This is a genomic window from Mycobacterium sp. ELW1 (genome assembly GCF_008329905.1).
GTDB lineage: Bacteria > Actinomycetota > Actinomycetes > Mycobacteriales > Mycobacteriaceae > Mycobacterium.
The window spans coordinates 4,356,287-4,376,610 of sequence record NZ_CP032155.1; the positions used below are offsets into that span (position 1 = coordinate 4,356,287).

A 20,324-nucleotide genomic window follows, 5' to 3' on the forward strand; every position below is an offset into this window, starting at 1 on the left:
TATGGCGCCTGTCGCAGTCGATCTGCACCACTCGGGGGATTTTTCTCCCCCCACCGGGAAGTGCGGGTAGCCCGTGAGGAAAAGTTAATGCGAGGCTGCGCTGGTGTATGTCGACACCAATATCGGCGGCACCATCGATGGCACCGGTGGCGCAGACTTCGCAATCCTTGCCGACCAGGTCCGCGCCGCACAACGCGTCGGATTCGACGGTGTGTGGTCGACCGAGGTCAGCCGGGACCCGTTCCTGCCTTTGGCGATTGCGGCGCAGAATGCGCCGCAGATGCAGGTGGGGACCGCAGTGGCCGTGGCGTTTGCCCGCAGCCCGATGACGACGGCGGTGGTGGCAAACGATCTGAATACATTCAGCAAGGGCCGTTTCATCCTCGGTGTCGGCTCACAGATCCGGGCGCATGTCGAACGTCGGTTCAGCATGCCGTGGTCAGCGCCGGCCGAGCGGATGCGCGAGTACGTGCAAGCACTGCGGGCGATTTGGGCAAGCTGGCAGACCGGCGAGAAGCTGGACTTTCGTGGCGATTTCTACCAACACACCCTGATGACGCCGATGTTCAGTCCCGAGCCCAACCCGTTCGGCACACCAAGGGTGGTGGTGGCGGCGGTGGGTCCGAAGATGACCGCGGTGTCCGCAGAGGTCGCCGACGGGATGCTCGTTCACGGTTTCACCACGTCCAGATACCTACGGGAGGTGACCATGCCGACTATCGAGACGGGGCTCAGCATGACCGACCGGCGCCGAGCAGACTTCACCGTCTGCTACCCCGGCCTGGTGGCAACGGCCGGTGACGAGCGAGACTATGTCAACGCGCTGGCCCAGGTGCGTCGCCAAATCGCTTTCTACGGCGCCACTCCCGCGTACCGTGCCGTGTTAGATCTGCACGGCTGGGGCGATTTGCATACCGAACTGCACCGGCTCTCCAAAGTGGGGGCCTGGACCGATATGACGGCTCTCATCGATGACGAGGTGCTGTCCACCTTCGCCGTAGCCGGTGAGCCCAAAGATGTTGGGCAGCAGATTGTTCGGCGCTTTGGAGGTTTCGTGGACCGCTTCACTCTCTACACACCGTACGCCCTCGACGAGGCCAGTGAAGCGGCCGTCGTCGAGGGCATCCGGTCCGCGGGTCAGGCCTGATTCGCCGCGGCAGCGGTGTTGAGCATGAACTCACCGATGTAGGTTTGCGTCTGATCGGCATTGAGCGGCTGGAACATCGACGCCGCCGAATCACGGTACAGGCGCTCGAAGATAGTGCCCTTACGGAAGGACTCCCCGCCGACCATGCTCATCGCCCTGCGGGCCATGTGCATGACGTTCTCTGAGGTGAAAGTCTTGGCGATACCCAGGTATGGGAATCGAAGCTCCGGCGCCCACTCCTTGTCGCGACCTTGGATCAGGTCCTCGCAGGTCTGATAGACCACGCGCTTCGACAGCTGCACCTTGGTCGCCATCTCGCCGATGCCGTCGATGATGTGCCCCACGGTCTTCACCTCCGTATCGGCGGCCACGATCGCGCCGAAAGTGGCACCCAAGTGTTTCTTGGACAGCTTGGCTGTGGTCTCCTCCAGGATCCGGTACTGCATACCGAGGTAGATGCTGGCGAACATCAACGATGCCCACTCGAGCACACCGAAAGCGCCTGCGCGCCAACCGCAGATGAAGCCGTCAGCGGGGACGTAATAACCGTCGAAATGAATGACCTGGGTACCGGTGGCGTGCATGCCCAGTGCGTTCCAGGTTTTCTCGATGCGTACGCCATCGCCGATTCCGTTGTCGTCGACCTTGAAATCACCCACGAACAGCTTCTCGGCGGCAACGCGTCCCTCGAAAGTGTCCGGCAGGTTTCCGTCGGGGTCGGTCTCGGTGGCGTTCGTGGTGATGATGTCGGCGGCCTCACTGAGCGTTCCCCAGGTCTTCTTGCCGTAGAGCTTCCAGCCCCCGTCGGGTTGGGGTACGGCCCGCATATCGGCCAGGCCGGAGAAACCGGCGCGCTTCTCGGAGAACGGTCCGAAGATCAGGGCACCATCGGCCACGCGGCCAAGCCAGAGCTTCTTCTGCTCTTCGCTCATCAAGTTGCCGGCGATTCCGACCATGATGTAGTGCATGTTGTAGGCCAGCGTGATGGCCGAGTCGCCGCGCGACAGCTCAGACACCACCTTGGAGACGTGCAGGATGTTTCCGCCTGCACCCCCGTATTCCTTCGGCACCGGCAGCGCACCCAGGCCCGACTTCTTGAACACGTCTATGGACGGGTAGGCGAAGGTGTTCTCCTCGTCGTACTTGGGCCCGATCTCGCGGAAGAACTGTGAGACCTCCTGAGCCTTTGCGAAATAGGGCGCGAACTCTTCGTCGGTCATATCCTGATTCAGCATTACATTCTCCATCTCCGTCAGTGCTGACTGCGGCCGATGCTGCTCTCCTGTTCGCGCCTGCACACCCCTCACAGGGGGTAACTCGCTCCAACGACAGGGGAAGCCCTCCCCCCTAGGGGCAGTCGGTTTCCTCCCGGTGATAGTCGTCGCAACGAGACAGCCTGCATACCGTCGAAGCATTCGTCCAACCCACCGAGGAGAACCGCTTCATGAGCCATGCATTCGCCGTCAAGTGGCTGAAGGCGTTCCGGGAGAGCGCCGAGGCTGTCGTCGCTCTCTATGCCGACGACTTCCTGTTCGAGGATCCAATCCTGGGACAGTCGGTCACCTCGAAGGATGAGCTGCTGCGGGTGTTCGCACCCTACGCCAACAAAGACACCGAAAATGGCATCGGTATCAACAACTTCCGCATCGATGAGGTTGTCGGCGACGAGAAGGCGGCCATCTACCGCTGGACCTGGCATGCGCCGACTGCGGCCGCCTTCGTCGGTGTGCCGACCGACGGCAAGGTACCGGGTGCGCGCGGAATCACCTTCCACATCTATGACAGCGACGGGCGCATCAAGCGCGAGGAGAGCTTCTGGGATTGCGCCACCGCCGTGCGTGACTTGGGACTGCCCGTCGACCCCACCGCCGTCGCCAAGTCGCCGGCCCTGGTCTGAAAGGAAATGCAACGATGAGCCTGGCCACCGACCATGCCAATCGCTGGGTCACCGCACTCACTTCTGACACTGCGGCCGCAGTCGACCTGTACGCCGAAGACCTGGTGTATGACGACCACGCGGACTCCGACCACATGATCGACACCGCGATCACCAAAGCCGAACTGGAACCGCGATTGGCTCCGTTCGCCAACACCGACCCCGACAACGGCATTGGTATCCACCGATTCACCGCAACCGAGTCATTCCAACTCGCCGGTGTCAACGGCAATCCCGCGGTGGTCATCCTCTGGGATTGGACGGGTGAGGGCCTGGAAACCTACCGGGGCGTGCCCACGGCTAACAAGTCGTTGCAGACTCGCGGCATCACCTGGCACCAGCTCGATGGTGACGGCAGGATCGAGCGTGAGACCACCTACTGGAATGACACGCCGGTCCTCCAGGAGTTGGGGCTGCCGATCGTCACTCCGGAGTACTGGGTCGAAGGCTTCGATCCCGCGTCGCTGGCGCAGTAGTGAGTCGGCCGAACCACGGAATGTGGGGAGTGCTGCCCGACGTCCTGGATCGGGCCTGCACGTACTACGCCGATCGCGTTGCGATCATCGACAACGATCGCAGCATCACCTACCGACGTTTAGGTCAATGGCGCAATCAAGTCGCCCGTGCCCTGATCGACTGCGGCATCCAGAAGGGTGAGCGGGTCGGGCTGCTAATGCCCAATTGTCTGGAGTTCATTCCCATCCAGCACGGCATCTGGGCGGCGGGCGCCGTCCTGGTGCAGATGCCGACCCGAGCCGCGGCCGATGGGTTCCGGTCCAACCTGGCTTCGACCGACGCGACCACCCTGGTCTACCACGCCAAGTTCGAGAGCGCCGTCGCGGCGATCAGGGCGGAATTACCCAAACTGCAGACGGTCATCCGCGTCGGCACCCCAGACCGGATCGAGGTCGACGCAATAGGCTTCGACGCCGTCGTCGACCTCCAGCTCGACACCCGGCCCGACGTTGCGATCGACGAGGACGACGAGGCGTATGTCCTATTCACGTCCGGCAGTACAGGAGAGCCCAAAGGCGTTGTCAATTCCCATTTCACCTGGAGTTACTACAGCATTTCGGCCGGTCTCGAGATAGGGGACATCGCCTTCGGCGAGGTGTTTGCGCACGGCGCGCCCCTGACTCACTTCTCGCAGATCTTCGTGATGCCCACCTTCGTCCGCGGCGGCACCAATGTGATGCTGCCGGGTCTTGAGGTGGACGGACTGATGAAGAACATCGAGCACCACCGAATCACCGCCACCGCTCTGGTTCCGACGATCATCTACTTGCTGCTCGACCATCCCCGACGGGGCGACTTCGACCTCAGTTCACTGCGCACCATCGTCTACGCCGGGGCGCCGATCGCCCCCGATCGCCTGCGCCAAGCACGTGACGTATTCGGTCCCATCTTCATTCAGACCTACGCGGGCACCGAGCAGGGCTACGTCTCGTGCCTGCGCAAGGACGAACACCGCACCGATGACGAGGTGTGGGCGCAGCGGCTGGCGTCAGCAGGCCGCCCGATTTTTCACGTGCAGATCAGCATTCAGGACGACGACGATCGCCCGTTGCCGGTCGGCAGTACCGGGGAGATCTGCTCGCGTCAACTGGGCCAGATGCTCGGATATCTCGACCCGACTCGCGATGCCGAGACAGTTCGTGACGGGTGGGTCCACACCGGTGATATCGGTTATCTGGACGACAACGGTTTCCTGTTCATCGTCGACCGCAAGAAGGACATGGTGGTCAGCGGCGGCTTCAACGTCTTCCCCCGCCAGGTCGAGGACGTTTTGTCCAGCCATCCCGCCGTCGCCCAGAGCGCCGTCATCGGAGTGCCTCACGCGAAGTGGGGCGAGGCCGTCCTCGCCGTCGTGGTGGCAAAGCCGGGCGAAATCACCGGCCCCGGCTTGGAAAGGGAACTCGTCGAACATGTTAAACAGGCACTCGGGTCCGTCCCGGCACCCAAGACCGTTGTCTTCACTGACGAACTGCCGCTGAACCCGGCCGGCAAGGTCGACAAGAAAGCGATTCGCAAACCCTACTGGCAGGGCCGGACCCGCCAAATCGGCTGACGCAAAGGAGCTGTCATGACCAACCACTACTCGATGTACATCGACGGAAAGTGGATCGACTCCGACGAGGTATACGAAGTTCGAAGCCCTGCAACGGAAGAGCTCGTCGCCACCGTCGCCAAGGGCACCACCGACCACGTCGATGCCGCCGTGGCGGCGGCGAAGGGAGCGTTCGAGGAAGGTACCTGGCGTCGCACTCCCCCGGCCGAACGCGCTGCGCTGATCAATACCGTGGCCGAGCGCCTGGCCGCCCGAGCTGACGAGCTCGCAGCACTGCAGGCTCGCGAAAACGGTGCCACGATCCGTATCACCGGCGCTCTGCACGTCGGGCTCTCGGTTGGTCAGCTGCAGTATCTGGCCGCAATCGCGCAGCAATACCAATGGGAGACTCCGGGCCCCGCGATCGAGCCGATTGCGGCCGACGGCATCGTCGTTCGCGATCCGATCGGAGTTGTGGCGGCAATTGTGCCGTGGAACATCCCGCTGCTGACCACGGTGTGGAAAGTGGGTCCTGCGCTGGTGGCCGGCAATTCGGTGGTCCTCAAACCCGACGAGCACGCCCCGCTACTGCCGTTGGAACTGGCACGGGAGTTCGAGGCTGCCGGGTTGCCACCCGGTGTCCTCAATGTCGTCACCGGGGATGGCGAACCGGTGGGAGCCCACCTGTCAGGCCATCCCGTGGTCCGCAAGGTTGCCTTCACCGGTTCGACCGCCGTTGGTAAAAGCATTTTGCGGCAGTCGGCCGACACTGTACGGCGGGTGACCCTGGAGCTTGGCGGTAAGGGAGCCAACATCATTCTCGATGACGCCGACATCGACATGGCGGTCGACGGCTCCTTGTTCGCGTGCATGGCCAACAACGGTGAAGCCTGCGAGGCCGGCACCCGGCTGCTCATTCCGGCCAGCCGGCGCGACGAGATCATCACCAAGTTGGTGCAGCGCGCCGCCACTCTCAAACTGGGCAACCCGCTGGAGCCGACCACCCACGTCGGCCCGATCATTTCCGCCGAGCAGCGTGATCGCATTCTGGACTACTTCCGCATCGCCGCACACGAGGGGGCGAAGGCAGCCATCGGTGGAAACAAGCCCTCAGGACCGGGCTTCGATAAGGGCTACTGGATCGAGCCCACCATCTTCGTCGACGTGACCAACGATATGCGCATCGCCCGTGAAGAGGTCTTCGGACCGGTTCTGGTCGTGCTCACCTACGACTCCGACGACGAAGCGGTGAAGATCGCCAACGACACCAATTACGGTCTGTCCGCGGGGTTTGGGGTAGCGACGACCGCGCCCTCAACGTCGCGCGCCGACTCGAGGCGGGATCGGTGTGGATCAACAACTGGCACATCATCCATCCCGCATATCCGTTCGGCGGGTTCAAGGAGAGCGGCCTGGGCCGCGAAGGGGGCCCACATTCCATCGACGAGTACGTCGAGGAGAAGTTCATTGCGCTGGACCGTTCCGGCGGAGCCGAGAACAAGGCGTTCGCGATCGTCATCGATCCCCCAGTGACCTGACCAATCCGGAGGAAGCCATGGTCGACATCGATCTCTCCCAACGGCCGCCGTTGCGGCTCGGGGTAGCAGCCAATGACGGCGTTCGCTGGTACCGCGACATCCCGGCCCAGCGGATCCGGGGCATCGATCTCAGCGATGTGTCGCGAAAGTCTGTCCGCGCACGCCGCGCTCATCCCCATGCCGACGTTGTCGCCGACATCGATGTCGTGATTGCCCCCGACGCAGCCACTGCCCGTGGACTGCTGGCCGAGAATCTCGGCGAAAGCGACGGAGAGGTAATCCTTTACGTCGGAACACCAGCCGGACTTGCCGGGCTGGTCGCCGACATCTACGCGCTGGGTATAGCGGATGGCGCCGTGCTGATCCCGGGCGCACCGGGAGTAGCCGACCTCATCCGCGACGCAGTGATGCCGGCGTTGCAGGCGATGGACTTGTTCACCGATTCCGCATCCCAGGCGCTGCCGGCATGAGCGTGACCGGCGAGGACTACCGCGCCGCGCTGCGTCGTCACCCGGCGGGCGTGGTCATCATCACTCTGATGTCCGAGTCCGGTCCGGTGGGATTCACTGCGACGTCGTTCACCTCGTTGTCGCTGGACCCACCGCTGGTGTGCTTCAACATCACGCACACCTCGTCGAGCATCACGGCCTTGCGCAGAGCACGTTCGATTGCCGTTCATCTGCTCGGCGAGGAGCAGCACGCGCTGGCCAAGCGGTTCTCGGCCAGTGCCGAGCAAAGATTCGCCGATGCCGCCCTGTGGACGACTCTGGAGACTGGTGAACCGCTGCTGCTGGGAACCTCGACGTGGCTGTGCGCCACTATCGATCAGATGGTCCCAGCGGGCGATTCCACATTGGCCATCGCACTGGTGACGCGGATCCATCGCGACCACGCGGCCCCGTCGCCACTGCTTTACCACGACGGTACATACCACCGCGCGGACGTGTTGAAGGTCTGAGCTCAGCGATCCCGCAGCGCCCAGGCGATGGCCTGGGCCCGGTTTACCGCGCCGTACTTGCGCAGAATGTGCTTGACGTGGGACTTCACGGTACCTTCTGTGATGACCAGTTGGTCTGCGATGGCCTGATTGGTGGCACCGGTCACCATAAGCTCGAGGACCTCCGCCTCTCTCTCAGTCAGATCAACAAGCCCCTCTGTAGCACAACGTGATTCACCCACGCCGACCTCACTTGGGCGGGTTGAGTCCGCACCCGACTCGCATAACTGGTCGATGCTGTCTACAGCTCCGAAGAATAGCTCGCGCACGTTGTCCCGCTGGGCGCGCAAGCGCTCGAGCAGCATGGCTCTCTCGTAGATGTGGCTGAACCCGTCGGCGAATGCCCACAGGACATCCCGGTCGCCCTCGTCGACTCGTCGCGGCAACGGATGATGATCGGTATGCAGAAACCCGATCACCTCGTCCCCCACCACCAGCGGTGCGACAACATAGGAGCGGGACTGCCCCGCCGCGACGATGAGGGGCCGGTACACCGGTGCATTCGCAGTGTCGTAGACCAGCGAGGGACGCCGACGCGACAACATCTCGGCCTCTGGCGCGGTCTCCGACAGCGGGACCCGTTGATTGATCCAGTCGCTGAACCACGATGTTTCCGTACCGTCAGCCCGGTCATGCAGGACCAGCGGAGTCCAGCTGCGATTCTCCACCTTGGACAGCACCGCCCGGTGAAAACCGCACCGCAACACGAGTTCCTCACAAGCGCTTTCGATCAGCGCCGTCGAGCTGGGCAGTCCGCGGAGCCTGGACAGGCCTGCCGCACAATCAGCCAACCGTTGGCCGCGCATCGCCGTGTCGTGCAGGTACCAGTCCATCGCCAGCTGCTGAAGTCCCAACACCAGATCACATAGCCGATTGGCCTCCGCCACGGCACTGTTAGACGTGTGACGCAACCGATCGATGCAGGCGTGGGTCAATGTCGAGATCATCTCCGCCGCCCGCCAGGGCACATCCCACTCGACAGCGGGAAGCGTTAGTTGCGTGCCGAGGGCGGTTTGAATGTGCTCGCTGGCCACCCGCAGCCGTTCGACTAACTCCATCTCGCGCGACCACCACTCGGTCCTGGATCGTGTTGAGGCCGAACGCGTCCCGTCGCTGGCCAGGGAAATGCTCATTTCCGCCGTCGCTCATCTAGTCGGGATTCTCGCAGATAACAGGCAATGGCAGCGGCGCGGTTGCCGGCTTTCAGCTTGTGCAGAATATGCTTCACGTGGGATTTGACCGTGCTCTCCGCTACAGTCAGCCGGTCGGCCAACTGCGCGTTGGTGGCGCCACTGGCCAACAGCGCCAACACCTCTCGCTCACGAGCGGTCAACCGCGCCAACGGTTTTGACGTGTGCCCATCCACCTGATGCGGCGCAGGCACCGCCGGGGTCGGTGTCGGGGTTGCCGACGCAGCCAAGGAAATGCCGGGCACCTCGTCGAATTCGGTGAGGGCCCGGATTGCCGCATCGCAGACTTCCGCGACGCTGCGACGTTGCTGTTCGGCACGTCCGTTGAGAATGGCCCGCTCGTAGGCAACCCCCACCCCGTCGGCGTACAGCCGCAAGAGATCCCGGTCGATCGCCGTCACGACCGGCTCCCGGCGGTCTGCGTGTAGCAGACCGATGACAGCCGACATAGCGATCACGGGTGCCACGACGTAGTCACGGCAGCCCGTCCGTCGCACCAGCGGTTCGTACGTCCGTTGCTCGTTCGGGGCGTCGTTGACCATGGCCGGCACGCGCCGACGAACCACCTCCGCCTCCACCAGCGGCGATGCCAGCGGGATGTGGAGATCGGCGATTTCCTCATCGATCTCCAAGGCGACCTGCCCGGTTTCATCGCGGACATACAGAGTTTCCGGAGTCCATACCGACCCACGAACCGTCGAGAACATCACGCGGTCAAAGGCGCCACATCCGCACAGCCACCGCGGAGCACTGTCGAGAACCCCTTCAGCGACAGTCTCAGCGCGCGTCCGTTCCAGAGCATCGAGAACTGCACTCAACGCAGCGGCAGACAGTTCGCTGTGCCGCCGCACTGCACCGAGACGCCCGGCACTCAACTGGGCCAATTCGTCCGCCATCCCGTCTAGGACGAGCAATTCAGGCGAGACATCGATGTCGATGGCGGCACACTCCTCGAGCTTCGCGAGCCGATGCGGCTCGCCATTAACTAGCTCCCACATCATCGTGAGCTGTGTCACGTTTGTCAACGGGGCAAAAGACCCTAGCTGCAGTCGGCTGCGGTGGGCCAACCCGGCGCGACAGCGGCAAGATTCTTGACAGCGACATCAGTGAGTTAGTTATTCTTCATTCACTACAGCTGAGCATCGAAAGGGAACCGTGCCCATCCCGCACCCTTGGCAAGACCGGCTTGCCCTTCCGGCGATCGCCGCACCGATGACCTCCGTTTCCGGGCCTGAACTCGTGATCGCCGCGTGCCGAGCGGGCGTGATCGGCGCCTTTCCGACTCATAACGCGCCCAGTTCCGCCGCACTCGACGACTGGCTCGACCAGATCAGCGCCGATCTGACGCCTGGGTGCGCGCCGATGGCGGCAAACCTGGTGGTTCATCGCACCAACGGGCGGCTCGACTCCGATCTGATCAGCCTTTGCCGCCACAATGTCGAACTGGTCATCACCAGTGTCGGTTCACCTGAGCCGGTTGTCGGACCACTGCACGAGATCGGCGCTCAGGTCTACGCCGACGTCGCCAGCCTCGGCCACGCCGAACGGGCACTGGCCGCGGGGGTGGATGGTCTAATTCTGCTGTCCGCCGGCGCCGGCGGACAGACAGGCTGGGCGAATCCATTCGCATTTGTCCGCGCCGTTCGCCGACGCTATGCCGGGCCCCTCGTGTTGGCCGGGGGCATCACCGACGGCAGATCGATTCTCGCCGCACAGGTTCTCGGGGTCGACTTCGTCTATCTGGGAACGAAGTTCATCGCGACTGACGAGAGTATGGCCACGCCCGAATATCAAGCCGCCCTGGTCCGTTCGACGATGGACGATGTCCGGTTGTCCAGCCGGGTCGGGGGCATCCCGGCCAATCTGCTGGCCGACTGGTTAACCGCAGCGTGCCAGTCCGGCGATGATGACGACGCCCGTAATCCGGCATTCGACCAGGACCAGTTGCTGGCCAACAGAACGGCGTGGAGCGCAGGACACAGCGTATCCGGCGTATCCGCGATCACCCCGGTGCCCGACCTGGTCAGCGCGCTCGTCAAGGAGTACGGCGAAGCACGCGATCAACCTCTGGAATTAGCGATCAATGATTAGCGTCGACAAGGCTGCCATACCTCCGGCGGAGCGGGTGTATCACCAGATAGAGGTGACTATCGGGATTCCGTTGGCGATCAGGCCGCGCAGCTTTAGTGTTTCATCGTTCACTATCCGACTGCGGCCACATCTTCGCTGCCGCCGGGACAAGGGATTCAGATGCCGGTCTTGAGTACTGACGTCGACACCAACTCGGACACCTACCTCGGCAACGTCCAGGTGCAATCGGCCGCGGTCGCCGCTCTGCGGGAGCAACTCGAACTCGTCGCAGCCGGCGGCGGTCCACGCTACGTGCAACGCCACCATGACCGTGGCCGCCTGCTGGCACGAGAGCGAATCGAATTGTTGGTGGACCGCGACGCACCGTTCGTGGAACTGTCCGCCCTTGCCGCCTGGGGTACCGAATTCAACGTCGGTGCCGCCATCGTCACCGGCGTCGGCGTGGTCAGCGGAACCGAGTGCATGATCATCGCTCACGACCCCACCGTTCGCGGTGGGACGATGAACCCCTACACATTGCGAAAGAACTTGAGAGCGCTCGAGATCGCGCGCGTCAATCGACTGCCGGTGGTCTACCTCGTCGAGTCCGGCGGTGCCGACCTGCCCACCCAAGCAGAACTCTTCGTTCCCGCGGGAAGGATCTTCCACGAGCTGACCGAACTGTCGGCGATGGGCATACCGAGCATCGCGCTGGTATTCGGCAACTCAACCGCCGGTGGCGCCTACGTGCCCGGCATGTGCGACTACGCCATCTTGGTCGACAAGCAGGCCAAGGTGTTTCTCGGCGGCCCTCCCCTGGTGAAGATGGCCACCGGCGAGGACGCCGACGACGAGGCGCTCGGTGGTGCCGACATGCACACGCGCGTCTCCGGGCTCGGTGACTACTTCGCAAAGGACGAGGTCGACGCAATCCGGATCGGGCGTGACGTCGTCACTCACCTCAATTGGCGCAAGCTCGGACCGGGACCCACACAGCCTGCCGACGAACCGCTTTACGACACCGAAGAACTGCTCGGCATCGCGTCGGGCGATTCCAAGATGCCGTTCGACCCGAGGGAAGTCATCGCACGGATTGCGGACGGATCTCGATTCTCCGAGTACAAGCCGCGCTGGGGCACCAGCATCGCCACGGGGTGGGCGTCGATCCACGGCTTCCCCGTGGGAATCCTTGCCAACACGCGTGGCGTGCTGTTCTCCGAAGAATCCAAGAAGGCAACCGAATTCATCCTTCTGGCAAACCAGACCGACACACCGCTGATCTTTCTTCAGAACGTCACCGGTTACATGGTGGGCACCGAATACGAACAGGGCGGCATCATCAAAGACGGCGCCAAGATGATCAACGCCGTCACCAACAGCACCGTGCCGCACATCACCGTCAACATGGGCGGATCGTTCGGTGCCGGGAATTACGGTATGTCCGGCCGAGCCTACGACCCGCGGTTCATGTTCAGCTGGCCCAACGCCAAGCTCGCGGTGATGGGCGCCGCCCAGCTGGCCGGTGTGCTGTCCATCGTGGGTAAGGCCGCCGCACAATCGGCAGGACGCGAGTTCGATCACGAGGCCGACGCAGCGCGAACTGCCGAGATCGAAGCTCAGATCGAGCGGGAATCACATGCGTTCTACGTCTCGGCTCGCATCTACGACGACGGTGTTATCGACCCGCGGGATACCCGCTCGGTACTGGGATTGGCGCTGTCGGCAACACATTCCAACGCGATCGAAGGACGCCGCGGCTTCGGCGTCTTCAGGATGTGAGGACCGTGATAACCAAGCTGCTCATCGCCAACCGCGGCGAAATCGCTTCGCGCATCATCCGTACCGCGCGAGAGATGGACATCAAAACCGTCGCGGTGTACTCAGACGCCGACTGCCATGCACCGTATGTGGCGGCGGCCGACGAGTCGGTGCACCTGCCCGGGACGACACCGGGCGATACCTACCTGCGTGCCGACCTCATCCTGGACGCCGCCGGGCGAACCGGAGCCGACGCGATTCACCCAGGGTATGGATTCCTCTCCGAGAACGCGTCTTTCGCGGCCGCCTGCGGGGAGCGCGGTGTGATCTTCGTCGGGCCGAGCCCGGCCGCCATCACGGCGATGGGCTCCAAGGTCGCCGCAAAAGAACTCATGGCACAGGCCGGAGTCCCCGTTCTGCCGGGTACGACGGTCCAAAGCGGCGAGGATCTCGATGCCGAGCGGCTCGCCGATGCCGCCGAGAACATCGGCTATCCGATCCTGGTGAAGGCAGCATTCGGCGGTGGCGGGCGCGGCATGCGGATCGTGGCTGATGCCGACAGCCTGGTGGAGGCGGTGCAGAGCGCACAGCGCGAAGCTGCGTCGGCGTTTGGTGATGGCACCGTGTTTCTGGAGAAGTTCGTCCAGTCGCCACGGCACATCGAGGTGCAGATCTTCGGCGACGGCCACGGCACCGTCGTGCACCTCGGCGAACGGGAGTGCTCGATCCAGCGCCGATATCAGAAGATCATCGAGGAGGCGCCGTCCACAGCCGTCGACGCCGCACTGCGCGACGAACTCGGCCGGGCCGCCGTGGCGGCGGGGAAAGCGTTGGGCTACGAGGGCGCTGGCACCGTCGAATTCGTGATGGCACCCGACGGATCGTTCTATTTCCTGGAGGTCAACACCCGGCTGCAGGTCGAGCATCCGGTGACCGAGATGGTCACCGGCATCGATCTGGTGCGCGCTCAACTCCTGGTTGCCGCCGGTGAGCCGCTGCCGGTCGACATGATCGACGTGCAGCCGCGCGGCCATGCGATCGAGGTTCGCCTCTACGCTGAAGACGTTGCTGCCGGGTTCATTCCGGTATCCGGATCCTTGACGGTGTTGGACTTCCCCGATGTACCCGGCATCCGCGTGGACGCAGGATTCGAGTCGGGATCGGTGATCAGCACCTTCTACGATCCAATGCTGGCCAAGGTCATCGGATTCGCCGATACCCGGGATGCGGCCTGCTCGCGACTGGCCCGGGCTTTGACCGAGACCCGAGTCCATGGTGTCGCCACGAACCGTGACCTGCTTATCGGCATTCTGCGCGAACCGGAATTCCGTTCGGGTGCGATCGACACCGGTTACCTGCAACGCCACGACCCGGCTGTGCTCATGGGCGATCACCGTGATGCGGTTCAGATTCACGCCCTCGTCGCGGCGCTGGCGGACCAGGCGTACCGTCGCGCTACCACAGCGGTTCTGCCGGGGCTGCCCTCGGGCTTTCGTACCCTGCCCAGCTCCGACCAGAAGGTCAGCTTCACGCACGGTGATTGCACGATCGATGTCGGGTACCGCTTCGATCGCGGGAGGCTCAACGCAACCGTCGCGGGATGTGATCTCCCCGTTCGTGTTCTGGCGGCATCCGGAGAATCGGTCGACGCTGAGATAGCCGGAATTAGGCGGCGCTACAGCGTCATTCGGGATGGAGTGCACCACTACGTCGACAGCTCGCTAGGCTCGACCGCGCTGCGCGAACAGGAACGCTTCCCTGATCCGTCGGCCAACGCCGAGGCCGGATCCCTGACCGCACCGATGCCCGGAGCAGTGGTACGCATTGAGGTCATCCAAGGCACCCGGGTGCAAGCCGGCACCCCGATCGTCGTGTTGGAAGCGATGAAGATGGAACACACCGTGCGGGCACCCGCCAACGGCGTGGTCGCCGCGATCTCAGTGACCGCGGGTGACCAGGTCGAGTCCGGGCAGGTGCTGGCCATCGTCAGTGTGGACGATTCGGAATGAACGTTGGGGAACGCTGATGGGACTCGATTATCCGGCCCTGCTCGATGACCTACGAGAAGAGTCCGATCAGCTCACTACACACCTGCGAGACCTCACCGAGCGGCATTGGGATCTGCCCACCCCCGCGGCAGGCTGGACGATTCGCGACCAGGTCAGCCATCTCGCTTTCTTCGATGACACGGCGCGGATGGCCATGAGCGATCCTGACCGGTTCCGGGCCGAGGCGAACCGACTCATGGCCGGTGGCATGGATTTTCCCGACCGAATCGCCGCTGAGCACCGGGACCGCCCGGCATCGGAGCTTCTCCCGTGGTTTGTCGATGCGCGTGAGCGACTGCTGGCCGCTTTCGCGAGCGACGACCCCCGCCGGCGCCTGCCGTGGTTCGGACCCGATATGAGTGTCGCATCGTCGGCGACTGCACGATTGATGGAGACCTGGGCCCACGGCCAAGATGTCTACGACACACTCGGTCTGACTCACCCACCCAGCCCTGGGCTACGCAGCATCGCCCATCTGGGTGTGGCGACCTTCGCCTTCGCGCACAGGCTCAATGAGTTGGAGATTCCCGAACAACCCGTCCGCGTCGCGCTGTACTCAGCGGATGGCGACGTGTGGGCGTGGGGACCCGAAGGCGCAGCCGACCAAGTGACCGGTAGTGCTGAGGATTTCGTGCTCACTGTCACCCAGCGGCGACACTGGACCGAGACGGCTTTGGATGCCAGGGGCGCAGTTGCACGTCGTTGGCTGGACATCGCGCAGGTGTTCGCCGGGGCCCCCAGCCGGCGCTCGGTGAGCAAATGACGCGCCCTGTTCGGATCGGCAATGCCTCCGGCTTCTACGGAGACCGGCTCAGTGCGATGCGCGAGTTGGTCGACGGGGCCGACATCGACGTCGTCACCGGCGACTACCTTGCCGAGTTGACCATGCTGATCCTGTGGAAGTCCCGCCAGAGGGATCCCGAAAGCGGTTATGCGCGAACGTTTCTTACACAGTTCGGCCAGGTTGTCCAAGCGTGCGCCGACCGCGGGATCAAGGTGGTCGTCAACGCCGGCGGCCTGAATCCTGCCGCGATGGGCGAGGCGGTGCGCGCCATCATTGCCGACGTCGGGGTCGACCTTAAGGTCGCCCACATCGAGGGCGATGACCTCATGCCGAGGCTCGACGAGTTGCGCAGTGCCGGTTGCCCGTTCGCGAATCTCGACACCGGCCAGGCACTGTGGGGGGATCGCGCGGAGCCCGTCACTGCCAATGCCTACCTCGGTGGCTGGGGCATCGCTGCAGCGCTGTCCGCCGGAGCGGACGTCGTGATCACCGGCCGCGTGACCGATGCCGCACTCGTCGTGGGCGTCGGCGCCTGGTGGCACGGGTGGACCCGTACCGACTACGACGCGCTGGCAGGTGCCGTCGCCGCCGGCCACATCATCGAATGCGGCCCACAGGCTACCGGCGGCAACTACTCCCAATTCCGCGACGTCTCCGACCGCCGCTACCCCGGTTCGCCGATCGCCGAACTGGCCGCCGACGGAAGTTTCGTCATCACCAAACCATCCGGCACCGGCGGCCTGGTGTGTACCGGAACGGTAATCGCCCAGCTCCTCTACGAGGTAGCCTCACCGCGGTACCCGAACCCAGATGTGCTGGCGCACTTCGATACCCTGACTGTCACCCAGGAGGGCGCAGACCGCGTCCTGGTTTCGGGAACTCGCGGATCAGCACCGCCGCCGGCGCTCAAGGTCGCGATGAATTTCGTCGGCGGCTATCGCAACACGATGACCATGGTGCTGACGGGACTGGACATCGAGGAGAAAGCCGGATGGGCCCTGGACGAGCTCTTCACGATCCTAGGCGGGCGCGACCGCTTCGACACAGTTGACACCCAGTTGCTGCGCTACGACAAGCCCGGACCCACCTCCATGAGCGAGGCCACTGCCCATCTCCGGGTCAGCGTCAAGGACCGGGACCGGCGCAAGGTGGACCGCGCGTTCTCCAACGCGGTGATCGAGCTTTATGTGGCGGGCTACCCCGGCTTCCACACCACGACGCCGCCCACCGCCGCGAGTGAATTCGGGATCTATTGGCCGACTTTGATTTCCGCACAGCTCGTCGAGCACGTGGTCGTTCATGCGGATGGTTCACGTGAGGTGATCGCTCCCAGCGAAGAGACCGCCGAACTCGACGGCTCGCCCCCGCGACCTCAGGACGTCCGTGAATCCGTCGACCTCGGTCCTGCCGCCCCTCGACCGTTGGGCACGATCGTCGCAGCCCGATCGGGAGACAAGGGTGGCAATGCCAATGTCGGAGTCTGGACTGACTCCGACGAGCGATGGGAGTGGCTACGGGCCCATCTCACGGTGGACCGGTTCCGCGACCTGGTCGTCGAGGCAGCGGATTTCCCCGTGCACCGCTATGAGTTCCCCAATCTCCGGGCGCTGAACTTTCTCATCGTCGGCTTCCTCGGTGACGGGGTCGCGTCGTGCACCCGGCCCGACCCGCAGGCCAAAGCGCTCGGTGAGTACCTACGGGCAGTGCACACCGATGTTCCCGACAAGTTGGTGTACTGATGGACTTCACCGAACCGCCTGAGCATCACGATCTGCGCAAGGCAGTCGCAGCCGTCACCGACCGCTATGGACCTGCCTATTTCGCCGAACGTGCAGTCGCGGGCGAACCGACCACCGAGTTGTGGCGGGAGCTGGGCGCCCACGGATTCATCGGGATCAACTTCCCTGAGCAGCACGGCGGAGGCGGTGCCGGAATGGTCGAGCTCGCGATCGTGTGCGAGGAGACCGCCGCCCACGGGTGTCCGCTGCTGCTCCTCCTGGTATCGAGCGCGATTTCCGGTGAGTTGTTGAGCCGCTATGGCAGCGACGAGCAACGCCGAACGTGGTTGCCGCGGATGGCATCCGGTGAAACCAAGGTCGTCTTTGCCATCACTGAACCGGATGCGGGATCGAACAGTCGCCAGATCAACACCACTGCCGTGCGTGACGGCAGCGACTATCTGCTCAACGGAACGAAGTACTACATTTCCGGCATCGACGAAGCGGACGCGTTGATCGTCGTCACCCGGTCCGCCCCTGAACAGTTGTCGTTGTTCCTGGTTCCGACAGATGCTCCAGGACTGGTCAAACACCGCCTACCGGTCGGAATCACCGTTCCTGAAAAACAATTCACGTTGCACTTCGACAACGTGCGGGTGCCCGCCTCTGCTCTGGTCGGCACTGAGCACGAGGGCTTCCGCCAGGTGTTCGACGGCCTGAATCCCGAGCGGATCACCGGTGCTGCCGTGTGTACCGGGATCGGGCGGCACGCGGTCGAACAAGGCGCCGACTATGCCCGCAGTCGCACGGTATGGGGGCCGCCGATCGGTTCTTACCAGGCCATCGCACATCCGCTGGCGAAGGCCAAGATCAACGTGGATCTCGCCGCCATGATGACAGCGAAGGCGGCGTGGCTGTTCGATCAGGGCCTGCCCGCCGGAGAGGCATCCAACATGGCCAAGTACGCGGCCGCCGAAGCCGCGGCGGAGGCCGTGGACCACGCCATCCAGGTGCACGGCGGCAACGGGCTGTCCACGGAGTACGGCCTGCTGCCGCAATGGAGCCTGGCCCGGCTGCTGCAGATCGCGCCGGTGAGTCGCGAGATGATCCTGAACTACGTAGCCCAGCACACCCTGGCGCTACCCCGATCGTATTGAGGAGCGCATGAAACTCGGTCTACAGCTTGGCTATTGGGGCGAGCGCCCCCCGACGAACCATGCGGAGTTGGTGGCCGTGGCGGAGGAGGCCGGGTTCGACACCGTGTTCACCGCGGAGGCGTGGGGCTCGGATGCGTTCACCCCGCTGGCGTGGTGGGGACGCGAAACCACCCGGATGCGGTTGGGCACCTCGGTGGTGCAACTGTCGGCGCGTACCCCGACCGCGTGTGCGATGGCGTCGCTGACGCTGGACCATCTTTCCGGGGGTCGCCACATCCTGGGGCTGGGTGTCTCCGGACCCCAGGTCGTCGAGGGCTGGTACGGGCAGAAGTTCCCGAAGCCGTTGGCGCGCACCCGTGAGTACATCGACATCATCCGGCAGGTCTGGGCGCGCGAAGCCCCGGTCACCAGCGCCGGCCCGCATTACCCGCTGCCGCTGTCCGGGGAGGGCACCACCGGGTTGGGTAAGCCGCTCAAGCCGATCGTGCATCCGCTGCGGGCCGACATCCCGATCATGCTCGGCGCCGAGGGCCCGAAGAACGTCGCGCTGGCCGCCGAGATCTGCGACGGGTGGCTGCCGATCTTCTACTCGCCGCGGCTGGCGCCGATGTACAACGAGTGGCTCGACGAAGGCTTCGCTCGCCCGGGCGCGCGCCGCAGCCGCGAGGACTTCGAGATCTGCGCGACCGCGCAGGTGGTCGTCACCGACGACCGGGCCTCGATCATGGACCTGATCAAGCCGCACCTGGCGCTCTACATGGGCGGAATGGGCGCGGAAGACACCAACTTCCACGCCGACGTCTACCGGCGGATGGGCTACTCCGAGGTCGTCGACGAGGTCACCCGACTGTTCCGAGCCGGCCATCAGGACAGCAAAACTCGAGCGGCCAAGGCGGTTCCCGACGAACTCGTCGACGACTCGGCGATCGTCGGCGACATCGACTACGTGCGCAAACAGATCGTCGCGTGGGAGGCCGCCGGGGTGACGATGATGGTCATCGGTGCCCGCACCCCCGAGCAGATCCACGAAGCCGCAGCCCTGTTGTAGCTCAGGCGCCGTGCGCGGCGAAGAACTCCGCGCTGGCTCGTGACGCGTCGAAGGCCGCAGCGGGACTGACCGGCCAGGTGTGACCCCATCCGTCGATGGTGACGAGCGCGACCTCGGTGCCATCGGCGCAACCGAAGGCGGCCAGGCGTTTTCCGCCATCGATGGACCTGGTTGTTGCCGGCGGGCAGCGGTCGAATGCCAACCACCGATCCACCATCGTCGGCGCGGACACGACGGTGCTGGCTCCCCCGCGCCCGATCATGCGGCCGCCGTTGTAGGGCACGACCTTGTCTGCGGTGCCGTGAATCGCAAGCACCGCAACGGGTTTGGATGGATTGCAGCGGACGTTCACCCCCAGCGTGCTCGACACCGGGGCTATCGCCGCCACCAGATCGGGTCGCTCGCACGCCAGCCGGTTGGCCATGAACCCGCCCGCCGACATCCCGGTGACGAAGACCCGTCCAGTCGGGATGCCGTAGTCATGGGTGAGCCGGCCGATCAGTGCCGCCAGGAAGCCGACGTCATCGACTCCCTGCCGGTCCGGTGCCGCCGCGCCGCGCCCGTCGGCCCAACTGAAGTCGATGCCGTTGGGATAGGCGACGACCCAGCCGTACTGGTCGGCGATGGCGTTGTAATTGGTCTCCGCGGATTGCTTGCGGCCGGTCTGACTCCCGCCGTGCAGGTTGATCACCAGACCGTTCGGGTGGGCCAGCCCATCGGGCACATGCAACACATACGTCCGCTGCACGCCACCGAAAGTCAGCGCACCGGGCGGATCTCCGGTGGCGGAGGCGTGTTCTGCGGGAACCGCGAAGAGAAGAAAAAGAGCAGCGAGGAGTGCTGTCCGAGGGCGACTCACGGGATGTCTTTCTACTGGGGCGTGGAT

17 protein-coding genes and 1 pseudogene are annotated in these 20,324 nt (G+C 64.2%); 14 read left to right on the forward strand and 4 right to left on the reverse strand.

The window, feature by feature from the left end; all coding sequences use genetic code 11:
- The first annotated feature begins 103 nt into the window (after window positions 1–103).
- Window positions 104–1,147, forward strand: coding sequence for an LLM class F420-dependent oxidoreductase (locus D3H54_RS20680; protein ID WP_149380731.1), 1,044 nt, complete (start codon window positions 104–106; stop codon window positions 1,145–1,147).
- Here the strand turns inward: D3H54_RS20680 and D3H54_RS20685 are convergent.
- The gene (locus D3H54_RS20685) at window positions 1,138–2,382 is read right to left on the reverse strand and encodes an acyl-CoA dehydrogenase family protein (RefSeq protein ID WP_149380733.1); all 1,245 of its coding nucleotides are present in this window, start codon (window positions 2,380–2,382) and stop codon (window positions 1,138–1,140) included. The genes D3H54_RS20680 and D3H54_RS20685 overlap by 10 nt on opposite strands.
- Before the next feature lie 209 nt (window positions 2,383–2,591).
- Between D3H54_RS20685 and D3H54_RS20690 the strand changes: the two genes are divergently transcribed.
- The 6 genes and pseudogenes from D3H54_RS20690 to D3H54_RS20715 all read left to right on the forward strand — a co-directional run bounded on the left by D3H54_RS20690 (window position 2,592) and on the right by D3H54_RS20715 (window position 7,626).
- Window positions 2,592–3,044: a ketosteroid isomerase-related protein gene (locus D3H54_RS20690; protein WP_149380735.1), complete on the forward strand. Its 453-nt coding sequence runs from the start codon at window positions 2,592–2,594 to the stop codon at window positions 3,042–3,044.
- A 14-nt stretch (window positions 3,045–3,058) separates the two neighbouring features.
- Entirely contained in the window at window positions 3,059–3,559 is a 501-nt protein-coding gene (locus tag D3H54_RS20695) for a ketosteroid isomerase-related protein (RefSeq protein ID WP_149380736.1), read from the forward strand.
- 20 nt (window positions 3,560–3,579) lie between these two features.
- The gene (locus D3H54_RS20700; protein WP_149383651.1) at window positions 3,580–5,151 is read left to right on the forward strand and encodes an acyl-CoA synthetase; all 1,572 of its coding nucleotides are present in this window, start codon (window positions 3,580–3,582) and stop codon (window positions 5,149–5,151) included.
- A 15-nt stretch (window positions 5,152–5,166) separates the two neighbouring features.
- Window positions 5,167–6,668 (forward strand): annotated as a pseudogene (locus tag D3H54_RS20705) (aldehyde dehydrogenase family protein).
- A gap of 17 nt (window positions 6,669–6,685) precedes the next feature.
- On the forward strand, window positions 6,686–7,138 hold the full coding sequence (locus D3H54_RS20710) for a hypothetical protein (RefSeq protein WP_149380738.1): 453 nt from the start codon (window positions 6,686–6,688) through the stop codon (window positions 7,136–7,138).
- Window positions 7,135–7,626, forward strand: coding sequence for a flavin reductase family protein (locus D3H54_RS20715; protein WP_149380740.1), 492 nt, complete (start codon window positions 7,135–7,137; stop codon window positions 7,624–7,626). Before D3H54_RS20710 ends, D3H54_RS20715 begins: the two co-directional genes overlap by 4 nt.
- A 2-nt stretch (window positions 7,627–7,628) precedes the next feature.
- On the opposite strand, the gene D3H54_RS20720 is transcribed toward D3H54_RS20715, so the two are convergent.
- Window positions 7,629–8,798, reverse strand: a complete 1,170-nt coding sequence (locus D3H54_RS20720; RefSeq protein WP_149380742.1) for a helix-turn-helix transcriptional regulator — start codon at window positions 8,796–8,798, stop codon at window positions 7,629–7,631.
- Window positions 8,795–9,871, reverse strand: coding sequence for a LuxR C-terminal-related transcriptional regulator (locus D3H54_RS20725; RefSeq protein WP_286198951.1), 1,077 nt, complete (start codon window positions 9,869–9,871; stop codon window positions 8,795–8,797). The genes D3H54_RS20720 and D3H54_RS20725 overlap by 4 nt, the downstream gene beginning before the upstream one ends.
- A gap of 196 nt (window positions 9,872–10,067) precedes the next feature.
- Between D3H54_RS20725 and D3H54_RS20730 the strand changes: the two genes are divergently transcribed.
- The 7 genes from D3H54_RS20730 (at window position 10,068) to D3H54_RS20760 (ending at window position 19,438) form a co-directional block, all read left to right on the forward strand.
- A complete protein-coding gene (locus D3H54_RS20730) occupies window positions 10,068–10,946 on the forward strand; it encodes an NAD(P)H-dependent flavin oxidoreductase (protein WP_149380744.1) in 879 nt (292 codons plus the stop codon).
- A 159-nt stretch (window positions 10,947–11,105) separates the two neighbouring features.
- Window positions 11,106–12,704: an acyl-CoA carboxylase subunit beta gene (locus D3H54_RS20735; protein ID WP_149380746.1), complete on the forward strand. Its 1,599-nt coding sequence runs from the start codon at window positions 11,106–11,108 to the stop codon at window positions 12,702–12,704.
- 5 nt (window positions 12,705–12,709) lie between these two features.
- Window positions 12,710–14,692: an acetyl/propionyl/methylcrotonyl-CoA carboxylase subunit alpha gene (locus D3H54_RS20740; protein WP_149383653.1), complete on the forward strand. Its 1,983-nt coding sequence runs from the start codon at window positions 12,710–12,712 to the stop codon at window positions 14,690–14,692.
- Window positions 14,693–14,708: 16 nt separating this feature from the next.
- A complete protein-coding gene (locus tag D3H54_RS20745; RefSeq protein WP_149380748.1) occupies window positions 14,709–15,494 on the forward strand; it encodes a TIGR03084 family metal-binding protein in 786 nt (261 codons plus the stop codon).
- Complete coding sequence (locus D3H54_RS20750) at window positions 15,491–17,254, forward strand: acyclic terpene utilization AtuA family protein (RefSeq protein WP_149380750.1); 1,764 nt, start codon at window positions 15,491–15,493, stop codon at window positions 17,252–17,254. Before D3H54_RS20745 ends, D3H54_RS20750 begins: the two co-directional genes overlap by 4 nt.
- Window positions 17,254–18,390 carry an acyl-CoA dehydrogenase family protein gene (locus D3H54_RS20755; RefSeq protein ID WP_149380752.1) on the forward strand — a complete coding sequence of 379 codons (1,137 nt, stop codon included), beginning with the start codon at window positions 17,254–17,256 and terminating at the stop codon, window positions 18,388–18,390. Before D3H54_RS20750 ends, D3H54_RS20755 begins: the two co-directional genes overlap by 1 nt.
- 7 nt (window positions 18,391–18,397) lie before the next feature.
- Window positions 18,398–19,438 (forward strand): LLM class F420-dependent oxidoreductase, encoded by a 1,041-nt coding sequence (locus D3H54_RS20760; RefSeq protein ID WP_149380754.1) that lies wholly within the window; start codon window positions 18,398–18,400, stop codon window positions 19,436–19,438.
- A gap of 1 nt (window position 19,439) precedes the next feature.
- Here D3H54_RS20760 and D3H54_RS20765 read toward each other — a convergent pair whose 3' ends face one another.
- Entirely contained in the window at window positions 19,440–20,297 is an 858-nt protein-coding gene (locus D3H54_RS20765) for an extracellular catalytic domain type 1 short-chain-length polyhydroxyalkanoate depolymerase (protein WP_149380756.1), read from the reverse strand.
- Between the last annotated feature and the right edge of the window lie 27 nt (window positions 20,298–20,324).

Bases quoted from the DNA above. Each gene is read 5' to 3' on its own strand.
- D3H54_RS20685 (WP_149380733.1), bottom strand. From the start codon at position 2,382: ATGCTGAATCAGGATATGACCGACGAAGAGTTCGCGCCCTATTTCGCA.
- D3H54_RS20690 (WP_149380735.1), top strand. From the start codon at position 2,592: ATGAGCCATGCATTCGCCGTCAAGTGGCTGAAGGCGTTCCGGGAGAGC.
- D3H54_RS20695 (WP_149380736.1), top strand. From the start codon at position 3,059: ATGAGCCTGGCCACCGACCATGCCAATCGCTGGGTCACCGCACTCACT.
- D3H54_RS20700 (WP_149383651.1), top strand. From the start codon at position 3,580: ATGTGGGGAGTGCTGCCCGACGTCCTGGATCGGGCCTGCACGTACTAC.
- D3H54_RS20710 (WP_149380738.1), top strand. From the start codon at position 6,686: ATGGTCGACATCGATCTCTCCCAACGGCCGCCGTTGCGGCTCGGGGTA.
- D3H54_RS20715 (WP_149380740.1), top strand. From the start codon at position 7,135: ATGAGCGTGACCGGCGAGGACTACCGCGCCGCGCTGCGTCGTCACCCG.
- D3H54_RS20720 (WP_149380742.1), bottom strand. From the start codon at position 8,798: ATGAGCATTTCCCTGGCCAGCGACGGGACGCGTTCGGCCTCAACACGA.
- D3H54_RS20730 (WP_149380744.1), top strand. From the start codon at position 10,068: ATGACCTCCGTTTCCGGGCCTGAACTCGTGATCGCCGCGTGCCGAGCG.
- D3H54_RS20735 (WP_149380746.1), top strand. From the start codon at position 11,106: ATGCCGGTCTTGAGTACTGACGTCGACACCAACTCGGACACCTACCTC.
- D3H54_RS20745 (WP_149380748.1), top strand. From the start codon at position 14,709: ATGGGACTCGATTATCCGGCCCTGCTCGATGACCTACGAGAAGAGTCC.
- D3H54_RS20750 (WP_149380750.1), top strand. From the start codon at position 15,491: ATGACGCGCCCTGTTCGGATCGGCAATGCCTCCGGCTTCTACGGAGAC.
- D3H54_RS20755 (WP_149380752.1), top strand. From the start codon at position 17,254: ATGGACTTCACCGAACCGCCTGAGCATCACGATCTGCGCAAGGCAGTC.
- D3H54_RS20760 (WP_149380754.1), top strand. From the start codon at position 18,398: ATGAAACTCGGTCTACAGCTTGGCTATTGGGGCGAGCGCCCCCCGACG.